At 71.5% G+C, this 12411-nt stretch carries 11 protein-coding genes and 1 pseudogene; 9 read left to right on the top strand and 3 right to left on the bottom strand.

Annotation, left to right across the window (positions count from 1 at the left end):
• Positions 1-99 precede the first annotated feature (99 nt).
• A pseudogene (gene dnaG, locus ACQP0N_RS25740) lies at positions 100-2002 on the top strand (DNA primase).
• The gene (locus ACQP0N_RS25735; RefSeq protein WP_433114755.1) at positions 2003-2539 is read left to right on the top strand and encodes a hypothetical protein; all 537 of its coding nucleotides are present in this window, start codon (positions 2003-2005) and stop codon (positions 2537-2539) included. It begins immediately after the preceding pseudogene.
• 7 nt (positions 2540-2546) lie between these two features.
• Here the strand turns inward: ACQP0N_RS25735 and ACQP0N_RS25730 are convergent, their stop codons facing one another.
• On the bottom strand, positions 2547-3566 hold the full coding sequence (locus tag ACQP0N_RS25730; protein ID WP_433114753.1) for a TAXI family TRAP transporter solute-binding subunit: 1020 nt from the start codon (positions 3564-3566) through the stop codon (positions 2547-2549).
• On the bottom strand, positions 3563-5719 hold the full coding sequence (locus ACQP0N_RS25725; protein WP_433114751.1) for a TRAP transporter permease: 2157 nt from the start codon (positions 5717-5719) through the stop codon (positions 3563-3565). Before ACQP0N_RS25725 ends, ACQP0N_RS25730 begins: the two co-directional genes overlap by 4 nt.
• Before the next feature lie 564 nt (positions 5720-6283).
• On the opposite strand from ACQP0N_RS25725, the gene ACQP0N_RS25720 reads away from it, so the two are divergent.
• Entirely contained in the window at positions 6284-7216 is a 933-nt protein-coding gene (locus ACQP0N_RS25720; protein WP_433114749.1) for an ABC transporter ATP-binding protein, read from the top strand.
• 89 nt (positions 7217-7305) lie between these two features.
• Here ACQP0N_RS25720 and ACQP0N_RS25715 read toward each other — a convergent pair whose 3' ends face one another.
• Complete coding sequence (locus ACQP0N_RS25715) at positions 7306-7539, bottom strand: flavin reductase (protein ID WP_433114747.1); 234 nt, start codon at positions 7537-7539, stop codon at positions 7306-7308.
• Between the two features lie 227 nt (positions 7540-7766).
• Between ACQP0N_RS25715 and ACQP0N_RS25710 the strand changes: the two genes are divergently transcribed.
• The 6 genes from ACQP0N_RS25710 to ACQP0N_RS25685 all read left to right on the top strand — a co-directional run bounded on the left by ACQP0N_RS25710 (position 7767) and on the right by ACQP0N_RS25685 (position 12352).
• The gene (locus tag ACQP0N_RS25710) at positions 7767-8570 is read left to right on the top strand and encodes a helix-turn-helix domain-containing protein (RefSeq protein ID WP_433114745.1); all 804 of its coding nucleotides are present in this window, start codon (positions 7767-7769) and stop codon (positions 8568-8570) included.
• On the top strand, positions 8561-8752 hold the full coding sequence (locus ACQP0N_RS25705; RefSeq protein ID WP_433114743.1) for a DUF397 domain-containing protein: 192 nt from the start codon (positions 8561-8563) through the stop codon (positions 8750-8752). The genes ACQP0N_RS25710 and ACQP0N_RS25705 overlap by 10 nt, the downstream gene beginning before the upstream one ends.
• A 200-nt stretch (positions 8753-8952) precedes the next feature.
• The gene (locus tag ACQP0N_RS25700) at positions 8953-9147 is read left to right on the top strand and encodes a DUF397 domain-containing protein (protein WP_433114741.1); all 195 of its coding nucleotides are present in this window, start codon (positions 8953-8955) and stop codon (positions 9145-9147) included.
• A 338-nt stretch (positions 9148-9485) separates the two neighbouring features.
• Positions 9486-10286: an ABC transporter permease gene (locus ACQP0N_RS25695; protein ID WP_433114739.1), complete on the top strand. Its 801-nt coding sequence runs from the start codon at positions 9486-9488 to the stop codon at positions 10284-10286.
• Between the two features lie 9 nt (positions 10287-10295).
• A complete protein-coding gene (locus ACQP0N_RS25690) occupies positions 10296-11105 on the top strand; it encodes an ABC transporter permease (RefSeq protein ID WP_433114737.1) in 810 nt (269 codons plus the stop codon).
• 65 nt (positions 11106-11170) lie between these two features.
• Positions 11171-12352 carry a YhjD/YihY/BrkB family envelope integrity protein gene (locus ACQP0N_RS25685; protein ID WP_433114735.1) on the top strand — a complete coding sequence of 394 codons (1182 nt, stop codon included), beginning with the start codon at positions 11171-11173 and terminating at the stop codon, positions 12350-12352.
• The last annotated feature ends 59 nt before the right edge of the window (positions 12353-12411 follow it).

Below are 12411 nucleotides of genomic sequence, written 5' to 3'. Positions count from 1 at the left end.
GCGCGGACCCGGCTGTCGGGCGGAAACGGGTGACCCCGGCGGCGGCCTCCGCCACACCGGCGTCCCCCGGACGGCGTCTCGTCGGCCCGGCAGGGCAGGATGTACGGCGAGGGGGTGGCGCATGGCTGGGCGGATCCGGGACGAGGACATCGCGCTGGTCCGGGAACGCACCTCGATCGGGGATGTGATCTCCGAGACGGTCACCCTGAAGTCCGCCGGGGGCGGCAACCTCAAGGGCCTGTGCCCGTTCCACGACGAGAAGAGCCCGTCGTTCAACGTCTCGCCGGCCCGCAACGTCTGGTACTGCTTCGGCTGCGGGGCGGGCGGCGACGCGATCAAGTTCCTGATGGACGCGGAGCACCTGAGCTTCGTCGAGTCCGTCGAGCGGCTGGCCGGGCGCGCCGGCATCCAGCTCCGCTACGTCGAGGACGACCGGGGCACCCCGCGTCCGCGCCCGCAGCAGGGCCAGCGCCAGCGACTGGTCGCCGCGCACGCCGCCGCCGTCGAGTTCTACCGGGCGCAGCTCAGCACCGCCGGGGCCCGACCGGCGCGCGAGTTCCTGGCCCAACGTGGTTTCGACCGGGCCGCCGCCGAGCGCTACGGGTGCGGGTTCGCGCCGGAGGGTTGGGACCTGCTCACCAAGCACCTGCGTCAGCAGGGCTTCACCCACCAGGAGCTGGTCACCGCCGGGCTGTCCCGGGAGTCCCGCTCGGGCACGCTGATCGACCGGTTCCGTCGTCGGCTGCTCTGGCCGATCCGCGACCTGGCCGGCGACGTGATCGGCTTCGGGGCGCGCAAGCTCTTCGACGACGACGACGGACCGAAGTACCTGAACACCCCCGAGACGCCGATCTACAAGAAGTCGCACGTGCTCTACGGCCTCGACCAGGCCAAGCGGGAGATCGCCAAGCAGGGCCGGGTGGTCGTCGTCGAGGGCTACACCGACGTGATGGCCTGTCACCTGGCCGACGTGCCGACGGCGGTGGCGACCTGCGGCACGGCGTTCGGCGCGGACCACATCGGGGTGCTGCGCCGGCTCCTGCTGGACACCGACTCGGTGGCCGGCGAGATCATCTTCACCTTCGACGGGGACGCCGCCGGTCAGAAGGCGGCGCTGCGCGCGTTCGGCGACGACCAGCGCTTCGTCGGGCGGACGTTCATCGCGGTCAGCCCCGACAACATGGACCCGTGTGAGCTGCGCCTGGCCAAGGGTGACCTGGCCGTGCGGGACCTGGTCGCCCGCCGTGAACCGCTGGTCGACTTCGCGCTGCGGCACGAGATCAGCCGCTTCGACCTGGACACCGTCGACGGCCGGGTCGAGGCCATGCGCCGGGCCGCGCCGCTGGTCGCGCAACTCAAGGACCGGGAAAAGCGCCCAGAGTACGTCCGCAAGCTCGCCATGGACCTCGGGATGGAGATCGAGCCGGTGCAGCGGGCCGTGCTCGCCGCCGCCAACACTCCGCCGTCCGGCGGTCGGGACGCCGCGCCCGCTGCACGGCCCGCCCCGGCCCGCCCCGAGCCGGCCGTGGACAGCCCACAGTCGATGGTCGAGCGCGAGGCGTTGAAACTCGCCCTGCAACAGCCCGTGCTGGCCGGGCCAATGTTCGACGCGGTCGAGGCGACCGAGTACCGCCACCCGGTGCACGTGGCCGTCCGCGCGGCGGTGTCGGCTGCCGGCGGGGCCGCGTCGGCGACCGGAGGCGCGGTCTGGATCGAGAAGGTCCGCGACGCCTGCGAGGACCTGGCCGCCGCCGCGCTGGTCGGCGAGCTGGCCGTGGAGCCGCTCCGCATCGACGGTGAGCCCGACCCGCGCTACGTGTCGATCACCATGGCCCGGGTGCAGTTCGGGTCGGTGACGGCCCGCATCCGGGACCTCAAGTCGCGGATCCAGCGGATCAACCCGGTCAACAACAAGGACGAGTACTTCGCCGCCTTCGGGGAGCTGCTGTCGCTGGAACAGCACGCCCGGGCGCTGCGCGAGCAGGCCGCGGGAGGGCTCTAGATGGGATTGTTCAGCCGCAAGCCGAAGCTGCCCCCGGCCGACCGGCCGCCGTTGGCCGCCGACGAGCGCGTGCTCGCCTGGGCGGCGGCGGGCAACGGCGAGGGCGACGGGGTCGTCGTGGCCAGCAACCTCGGGCTGTGGCTGCCCGGTCGGGGGCACCGCATCGGCTGGCACGACCTGATCAAGGCGGTCTGGTCCGGTCGGGAGCTGACCGTCACGCCCGCCGAGACCGTCGTCGAGCGCGACGGCTACCTGGTGGTCGCCGACGGGCCGGCCGAGACATACCTGCTGCTCGACCCCGGTGAGCTGCCGCACCAGGTGCGCGCCCGGGTGACCCGCTCCGTCGCGTACACCGAACACCACCCGGTGCCCGGCGGCGCGGCGCGCGTCGCGGCCCGCCGCGCGGCCGGGGCCGACGGTCTGACCTGGACGGTCCGACTCGACCCCGGCACACCGGCGGACGACGAGGCGCTGCTCGCCGAGACCGACCGCCTGGTCGGCGTGGCCCGTGCCGCCACCGCGCCGACCGACCTCTGACCGACGGTCACCTCGCTCCCAGGTCGTTCAGCGCCTTCTCGGCGCCCCGGTGCAGCGGCACCGGCAGGGTCCGGCGGGCCTTCTCCAGCGTGATCCCCTTGGCCGCCGGGTTGGCCTGGGCCAGGGCGTCGCGCTTGTCGAACACCGTCCGGGTGATCACGCAGGCGACGTTGGCGTCCAGGTCCTCGCGAACCAGCAGCACGTTCGGCACGACGATGGTCGGGGTGTCGCTCGCCGTCCGGTACACGTCCCGACCGATCGTGCCGGCCTGGTAGCCGGGGCCGAGCGCGGTCAGCTTCGGCAGCAGCGTCGAGATGTCGACGAACGTCACCGTGTCGCCGGCGGTGGTGAACAGGTCCGTCAGGCCACTGGTGGGCAGGCCACCGGACCAGAAGAACCCGTCGATGCTGCCGTCCTTGACGCCGTCGACCGTCTTGGCGAGGTCGAGTCGCTGCGCCCGGACGTCCTTGGCCGGGTCGAGTCCGGCGGCCTCCAGCAGGCGGTTCGCGATCACCTCCGTGCCGGACTTCGGAGAGCCCGTGGAGATCCGCTTACCGCGCATGCCGGCGAGCGACGTGATGCCGGCGTCCTTGCGGACCACCACCTGCGTGTAGTTGTCGTAGAGGCGGGCCAACGCGCGCACCGGCTGCGGGGCGCTGAAGCTGCCCTTGCCCTCGACCGCGTTGACCGCCGTGTCGAACAGCGAGAACGCCACGTCGTACTGGCCGCCGACCAACTGCTCCACGTTCTGCACCGAGGCGCCGGTCTCGGCGGCGGTGCCGGTGAGCTTGCCTCCGGTCGCCCCGGAGAACTGCCCGGCCAGGGCGTTGCCGACCGAGTAGTAGACGCCCGTCGAGTTGCCGGTGGCGATGCCCACGCGGGTCTCCCGGGTCACCTCGCAGGTGACCGCGCTGGCGGTGTTGTCCTTGGCCGCGTCGCCCTGCTGGCCGCCGCAGCCGGTGACGCCCGCCAGGACGAGGGCGAGCGCGCCCACGCCCGCCGCGAGCCGTACGTCGGTTCGTCTCACAGTCTCTCCTCTGTTGGTGTTCGCGGTCGGCCCTCTGTCGCTGTTCGCGGTCGGTCCGTGGTTCCGCGTCGGACGAGCACTCCCGCCGCCGCGACGGCGGCCAGCGCCACGCCCACCGCGACCGGCACGGGTTCCAGCCAGAGCAGGGTGACGCCGGCGATGACGCCGAGCACCCGTTCCGGTACGCCGGCGGGACCCACGCCGGGCAGCCAGCCACCCGCGGCGACGGCCAGCACGGACACGCTGAGCGCCGTCACCACGGCGGCGACGACGATCCGCGGCACGCCGCCGATGCCGAGCAGGCCCAGCCCGGTCGGGGTGATGACGAACGCGATCGGGGTGAGGTACGCCGGCAGCGCGTACCGCAGGGTCTGCCACATGGTCGGCACCAGCCGGCCCCCGGTCACGGCGGCCGCGGCCACGGCGGCGAGCGCGGTCGGCGGGGACACCTCGGACAGCACGGCGAAGTAGAAGACGAACATCGCCGCGGCGGGCGCGGCCACGCCCAGGTCGAGCAGGGCCGGGCCGACGATCACCCACCCGATCACGAACGAGGCGGTGACCGGCACGGCCAGGCCCAGCAGGCTGAGCGCGACGGCCGCGAGCAGCGCCGTGAGCACCAGGACCAGCGTCGGGTCGGCGGTGACCGCCTTCGCCCCGCCGATCAGCAGCGCCGCCGCCTGCTGCCCGAGCCCGGTCTTCGTGGTGGTCGCCGTGATGATGCCGGCGGCGGCGCACACGGCGGTGACGGCGAGCACCCCGCGTACGCCGGTGACGAGGGCGGTCACCAGCCGGGCCGGGGTGAGCCGGTGCGCGCGGTCCAGCCACGACAGCACGGCGGCGAGGACGATGGCGAGCACCACGGCCCTCGTCGCGGAGACGCCGACCGCGAGGAACACGATGATCGCGATCAGCGAGGCGAAGTGGTAGCCGAAGCGGCCCAGCAGTCGCCACGGTGAGCCGACGTCGAGCACGACCGGACGTACACCGGACCGGCGGGCGTCGATCTCGACGGAGAGCAGGATGCCCAGGTAGTAGAGCACCGTCGGCACCGTCGCCCAACCCAGCACCTGAAGGTACGAGACGCCCAGGTACTCGGCGATGATGAACGCCGCCGCCCCGAGGGTGGGCGGGGACAGGATCGCGCCCACCCCGGCCGCCGCCAGCATGCCGCCGGCCCGCTCCGGTGGATAGCCGGCGCGACGCAGCAGCGGCCAGGTGACCGCGCCGATGCTCACCGTCGTCGCCGCACCCGAGCCGGAGACGGTGCCGAGCAGGAAACCCGAGGCCACCGCCGTCCGACCGGCGGCGGTCCGGGAACGGCGGAACGCGGCGGCCGACAGGTCGACGAAGAACCGCCCGGCCCCGGACAGCTCCAACACCGCGCCGTAGATGGTGAACAACACGATGTACGAGGCGGCCACGTCCAACGGGGTGCCGTAGAAACCGCTGTCGGAGTTGTAGAACGCGTCGACGAGTTGACGGAAGTCGAGCCCGGCGTGCGCGACCGGCCACGACTGCGGCAGCAACCCGCCGTAGTAGCCGTACCCGAGGAACAGCAGGCAGACCGCCGGCAGGATCCAACCGGTCGTACGCCGGCACGCCTCCAGCAGCAGGAGCAGCAGTACGGTGCCGAGCACCAGGTCGATCGGCGCGAGCAGGCCCTGCCGGTCGAGGAACGCGTTGTAGCCGCCACCACCCGTACCGATCGTGATCGGCACGACGGGATAGAGGCAGGCCGCCACGGCCAGGGCGGCCAGCAGCCAGTCGACGAGGGTGGGTCGGGTGCTGGCGGTGCGCTCGGGGCGTGCCGTGCTGTCTGCCGGTCGGGTGCTGTCGGTGTGTTCGGGGCGTGCCGTGCTGTCGGTGTGTTCGGGGCGTGCCGTGCTGTCTGCGGGGCGGGTGTGGTCGGGGCGTGCCGTGCTGTCTGCGGGTCGGTTGCTGTCGGCGGCTTGTCGCCGCTTGGGCGGGCGGGTCCAGCGCGGCAGGTCGGCCGGGTAGGCGAGAAAGACCAGCGGGAGCACACCGGCCAAGAAGATGATCAGGTAGTACTTGCTGCCCTGCGAGAGCGGGCGGAACACCTGCCAGAGAGCGAGCGCGCCGACCGCCAGCGCCACCGTGCCGAGCAGGAGGGCGGTGGGACCGGCCAACACCCGGCCGGGCTTCTCGTCCTCGAACTGGGCCGCGATGTCCCTTGTGGCCAGCTCGGCGGCTGTGGCCCGCTCGGCGGCGCTGCCCGGGCCGGTCGGTTCTGGGGTCTCGGTCGGTTCTGGGGTCTCGGTCGGTTGTGCGGTGCGGTTCGGCTCTGCGGTCTGGGTCCGCGCTGCGGTCTGGGTCGGTTTCGCGGTCTCGGTCGGTTCTTGGGTCTCGGTGGGCTCTGTCGTGTCGACTGGTTCTGCGGTCTCGGCCGCTGGGCGTGGTCGGGGCGGTCCGTCGGCCGCAGTCGTGACAGCCCCGTCGGCGGCCTTCGTGACTGGCTCGTCGGCGGCGTTCGGGACGGGTCGGTCGGCGGAACTCGTGTCGGGCCCGTCGCCGGGTGAGTTGGCTGGTCGGGCGGGTGGCGGCGGACCATCGGGCGAGCTGGCGGGCGACACAGGGGGACGATACCTGTCGATTGGCCGATGGCGTGGGGCATTGATCGGCGTTTCGTTTCGGGCGGGTCGGGCGCGCGCGTATTTGCGTGGAGGGGTGTCGGACCCGGCGGTTAGGGTCGGGCGGTGACTACCGGGCGACCACTGATTCAGGCTCGTGGGCTGGTGAAGCGGTTCGGTGACTTCACCGCCGTGAACGGCATCGACGTCGAGGTGCAGTCGGGTGAGGCGTTCGGCTTTCTGGGACCGAACGGCGCGGGCAAGTCCTCCACCATGCGGATGGTCGGCTGCACCTCGCCACCGAGCGCCGGTGAGCTGCGCATCCTCGGTCTGGATCCGGTGGTCGACGGGCCGGCCATCCGTGCCCGCCTCGGGGTGTGCCCGCAGCTCGACAACCTCGATCCGGAGCTGACCGTCCGGGAGAACCTGACCGTCTACGCCCGCTATTTCGGCATCTCGCGCCGGGCGGCACGGGCGCGGGCCGACGAGTTGCTCGACTTCGTCCAGCTCACCGAGCGGGCCGACAGCAAGGTCGATCCGCTTTCCGGCGGGATGAAACGACGCCTGACCATCGCCCGCGCCCTGGTCAACGACCCGGACATCGTGCTGCTCGACGAGCCGACCACCGGGCTCGACCCGCAGGCGCGGCACCTGGTGTGGGAGCGCCTGTTCCGGCTGAAGCAGCAGGGCGTCACGCTGGTGCTCACCACGCACTACATGGACGAGGCCGAGCAGCTCTGCGACCGGCTGGTGGTGATGGACGGCGGGCGGATTGTTGCCGAGGGCTCACCCCGGGCACTGATCGAGCGATACTCCACCCGCGAGGTGGTCGAGCTGCGTTTCGCGGCCGAGTCGCAGGCGCCGTTCGCCGACAAGCTGGACGGCGTGGGGGAGCGGGTCGAGGTGCTGCCCGATCGCGTTCTGCTCTACGTGCCCGATGGCGACGCGGCGGTCGCCGAGGTGACCGCGCTGGGGTTGCAGCCGGCCAACGTGCTGGTCCGCCGCAGCAGCCTGGAGGACGTCTTCCTCCACCTGACCGGCCGCACCCTCGTCGACTGAGGCGGCCGCTGAGCAGATCTTGGACAGTTTCCGTTAGCAGCTAACGGAAACTGTCCAAGATCTGCTCCACGTGTGCCGGTGAGCTTCGCTCATCGGGCTCTGGCCCAGGCGAGGAAGCGGTTGGTCAGGCTTTCGGGGTCCGTGCTGGGGAGATTTGCGGTTGCCTCGTCGAGCAGCGTGGCGAGGTAGATGAGCAGGCCGGTCCTGTTCTCGCGGTACTCGCCGAGCAGCGCCAGCCGCGCCGGCGAGCAGGGCCACGCGGCACCGCAGACCCGGCAACGCCACGACGGACGCGCCGCCACGTGCGGGCGGTAGCGGGGCATCGGCGCCTCCAATGGTCGTGAACCGGTGTGCTCGATGGGTGGGAGCGCCCCGGATCGGGGGTCACGGGGCGCCCCCGGCCTGGTTCCGCCCGCCGTCCGATCCCGTGAGCGGTTCCGCTGCGTGACAGTCTGGTGATGACGCGACTACGGTGGGAGGTTCCGCGCGCCGACGACCAGCGCGTGCGACGGTCGGCCCGGCACGGTACGAAGATGTACGGAGGTTGTCCGTGGAGAGTTCGTCCATGCTGGAACACTTCGCGGAGGAGCTACGGCTGGCCCGGGCCGACCGGGGCCTGTCTCAGGCGGCGCTGGCCGAGGCGTTGAGCTACTCCGGCGCGCTGGTCGCCAAGGTGGAGACCTCCGAACGCCGGCCGAGCCTGGACTTCGCGCGCCGCTGCGACGTCGTCCTCGCCGCCGACGGCCGGTTCGAACGCATCCAACGGCGGATCAGCCGCGAGACCGTCGTGCCGTGGTTCCGCGACTGGGCCGGCATCGAGCAGGAAACCACGGCACTGCGGTGGTTCGAGCCGCTCTACCTGCCGGGCCTGTTACAGACCGAGGGCTACGCGCGCGCCATCCTGGCCGGTGCCGGGCTGTTCGCACCTGATGAGGTCGAGCAGCAGGTGACCGCCCGACTCGACCGGCAGGGCGTGCTCACCCGGGACCGACCGCCGTTGCTCAGCGTGGTCGTCGACGAGTACGCGCTGCGCCGCCGCGTCGGCGAGCCGGAGGTGATGCGCGAGCAGTTGCGGCACCTGGTGAAGCTCGGCTCGGCCCTACCCCGGGTCAGAATCCAGGTCGTGCCGTTGTCCACTGGTGCTTACGCTGGGCTCGATGGCCCCTTCGTGATCGCCACGGCGGCAACCGGTGAAGATGTCGTCTACCTGGACGGGCAGCGTCATGGGCAGGTCATCGACCGGTCCGACTACGTGCGTCAGATGGTCGAGGTGTGGGAGTCGATCCGGGGTGAGGCACTATCGCAGCAACAGTCCCTCGACCTGATCGCGGAAGTGGCGGAGACATGGAACTGACCGGTGCCCGATGGCGCAAGAGCACTCGCAGCAACGGCAGCGGCGGCGCCTGCGTGGAAGTGGCCAAAAACCTGCCGGGCCTGGTGGCCGTGCGCGATTCCAAGGACCCGGATGGCCCGGTGCTCGTCTTCGAACCCGAGGCGTGGCGCGCGTTCGTCGGGCTCGGTGCCGGTGTCCGGTAGGTCGCCGGCCCGGTAGGCCCCTGAGCGGTCGCGCGGTCCGACCGTCTGGCTCTGCACAGCACCAAGGTCCACTCGGCTTCCTGCGAATCGGGGTGTCTGCGGGACCGGGACGCCCCGCTTTCTGCGAGCCCGAGTTGATCTGCAATGAGGCACTACCGCAGCAGCAGTCATCCGACGAAGGCGAAGGAAGTGGCGGAGACATGGGACTGACCGGTGCCCGGTGGCGCAAGAGCACTCGCAGCGGCCCGGACGGCGGCAACTGCGTGGAGGTGGCCGACAACCTGCCGGGGGTGGTGGCTGTCCGTGACTTCAAGGATCCCGGTGGTCCGGCGCTGGTCTTCACGGTCGACGCCTGGCGCGCGTTCGTCGAGTCCGACGCTGCTCGTCGAGCGTGATCCACACCAGATCGCCGATCTGGGGGTATCCGCGCGATGGGATGCCGCCACGTCGCCGACCTGGAGTGGATCATCGCGCGGGCGGCCCTCGCCGGCTTGGCGCGGCGTGATCCACTCGACTTCCCGGATGTTGGGGCTTCCCCCGGCCGTTGACACCCCGACTTCCGGGAAGCCGAGTCGATCACGCCAGCGACGGGCCGGTCACGCCAGCGACGGGCCGGTCACGCCAGCGACGGGCCGGTCACACCAGCGACGGGCCGGTCACGGCGTAAACGGGTCGCGGTCTGTCGTACCCCTTGGGTAGACAGGTCGTGGTCGACGCGGGTGGAGGTGGCGCGGTGAGCGTGGCGGAACGGACGCGGGCGAGACCGGGACCGCCGTGGGCGCCGGCGTCCGCGGTGTTCGGCTACTACCTGGTCGGGTTGCGGCGTACCTGGCGGGCCGGGGTGTTCTCGTCGTTCCTGCTGCCGCTGCTGACCGTGCTCGGGTTCGGCGTGGGCGTCGGGGGCTACATCGACCAGGGCGTCGACGGGGTGCCCTACCTGCAGTGGCTGGTTCCCGGGCTGATCGCCTCGACCGCGCTCCAGGTGACCGTGGGTGACTCGACGTGGCCGGTGTTCAGCAACTTCCAGTGGGTCAAGAGCTACCAGGCGCAGAGCGCGTCGCCGCTGCGCGTGGGCGACATCCTGGCCGGGCACCTGGCCTTCGTGCTGTTCCGAGTGGTCACCACGATCGCGGTGTTCCTGCTGGTCACCGGGTTGTTCGGGGCGCTGCGGTCGCCGTGGGCGGTGGTCTCCCTGCCGGTGGTGGCGTTGCTCGCGCTGGCCGTGGCAGCGCCCACCTTCGCGTACGCCGCGGCGGTGTCCAGCGACAGCTGGTTGGCCATGCTGTTCCGGTTCGCGGTCATCCCGATGAGCCTGTTCGCCGGGGTGTTCTTCCCGGTCGAGTCGCTGCCCGAGGCGCTGCGCTGGCTGGCGTACGCCACGCCGCTGTGGCACGCCGTCGACCTGTGCCGGGCTGCCACGCTCGGGGTCTCCCCACAGTGGTCGATCGTCGGGCACCTGCTCTACCTGGCCGCCTGGGCGGTCGCTGGGTGGCTGCTCGCTCTGCGCACCTTCCGCCGCAAGCTCGTCGTCTAGGGGGAACCCGTGGTCACGCTGGTCCTGCCCCGGCTGATCGACGTCTCCGGCGCGTCCCGCCGGTCGGCGTCGGTGATCGGGCGCAACGTCACGGCCCTGAAGGCGGTCTACTGGCTGCTGTTGCTCTCCGGCTTCGTGGAGCCGCTGCTCTACCTGCTCTCCATCGGTCTGGGTGTGGGGACGCTGGTCGGGGACCTGCCGTTGCCCGACGGGCGGCTCGTGTCGTACGCCGAGTTCGTGGCCCCGGCGATGCTGGCCTCCTCCGCGATGACCGGGGCGATCTCGGAGACCACATTCAATTTCTTCGGCAAGATGAAGTACATGAAGCTGTACGACGGGATGATCGCCACCCCGATCCGCCCGTTCGAGATCGCCCTGGGCGAGCTGGGCTGGGCGATGCTGCGCGGCAGCGCGTACTCGGCGGCGTTCCTCGGGGTCATGGTCGCGCTCGACCTGACCACCGTGACCCGGGCCGTCACCGCGCTGCCGGCGGCGGTGCTGGTCGGGTTCGCGTTCGGCGGGCTCGGCATGGCGGTCGCCACCGTCATGCGCAGTTGGCAGGATTTCGACCTGGTGGGGTCGGTCCAGTTCACCCTGTTCTTCTTCTCGGGCACGTTCGTGCCGGCGCAGGCCTACCCGACCCTGCTGCGCTGGCTGGTCGAGGTCACTCCGCTGTACCGGGCGGTGCACCTGCTCCGCGGGCTCACGGTGGGCACCGGCGGCTGGCTCTGGCTGCTCGACGTGCTCTACCTGCTGGCGATGATGGCGGTCGGTCTGCTGGTGGCCTCGCGCCGGATGGGCAGGATGCTCTACAAGTAGGGGGTTATCGGAGGCCGTCGACGGGGCATGTCGGCAGGTGACACCGCCGACGACGAGGAGGGGCGATGGCCTCGGACGAGTCTTCCGCCCAGCGCGAGCGCCAGCACACCGCCCACGACGACACCGCCCACGACGACACCGCCCACGACGACACCGCCCACGACGACACCGCCCACGACAGCGCCGCGCACGACGGCACCGCCCGCGATCCTAAGCACGGCCGGAGCGAGCACGACCCCCGCACGCGCGCCCGCACCGAGCGGGACCGGGCCAGCGCGCCGGTCGGGCCGGTCGGGCCCGACGACGGCCCGGACAGCCCCACCGACCTGCCCGGCAGTGGCTGGAAGGCGGCGCTGCGTCGTACGGTCCGCGAGTTCCAGGACGACAGCCTGACCGACTGGGCGGCGGCGCTGACCTACTACGGGGTGCTGTCGATCTTCCCCGGGGTGCTGGTGCTGATCTCGATCCTCGGGCTGCTGGGCACCAGCGCCACCGAGGGTGTCAAGGACACGGTCAACCAGGCGGTGCCCAACGACAGCGTCCAGAAGATCATCGAGGAGGCCATCAAGCAGGCGCAGGGCAGCGGTGGGCTGGCCAGCGTGGCGGCGATCATCGGTCTGGTGGCCGCCTTCTGGTCCGCGTCGGGCTACATCGCCGCGTTCATGCGCGCCTCGAACACCATCTACGACGTGCCGGAGGGCCGGCCGATCTGGAAGACGCTGCCGATCCGGCTCGGCGTGACCGCGGTGATCGGCGTGCTGCTGCTGGCCAGCGCGGTGATCGTGGTGTTCACCGGCCGGCTCGCCGAGGTGGTCGGCGACGCGATCGGCGTGGGCTCCGAGGCGGTCACGGTGTGGAACGTCGCCAAGTGGCCGGTGCTGCTGCTCCTGGTCAGCCTGATGTTCGCCATCCTCTACTGGGCGTCGCCGAACGCCCGGCACGGCGGGTTCCGCTGGGTCAGCCCCGGCGGCGTGCTGGCGGTGGTGATCTGGCTGGTGATCTCCGGTCTTTTCGCCTTCTACGTGAGCAACTTCGGCTCGTACAACAAGACGTACGGTGCGCTGGCCGGGGTGATCATCTTCCTGGTCTGGCTGTGGCTGAGCAACATCGCGATCCTGCTGGGCGCCGAGTTCGACGCGGAGTTGGAGCGCGGCCGGGCCATCTCGGCCGGTCACCCGGTGGACGACGAGCCGTACGTCGAGCTGCGCGACGACCGCAAGCTCCGCAAGAGGGACCGCACCGCCTGACCGACACCAGATCGCCGACGTGGCGGCATCCCCCGTACCGGATGGCACCACATCGCCGA

The organism is Micromonospora sp. CA-246542 (assembly GCF_050942905.1).
In the GTDB taxonomy this organism is placed as follows: domain Bacteria; phylum Actinomycetota; class Actinomycetes; order Mycobacteriales; family Micromonosporaceae; genus Micromonospora.
Note: the sequence above shows the minus strand (reverse complement) of the source record. Positions and strands in the feature narration are given on the sequence as shown.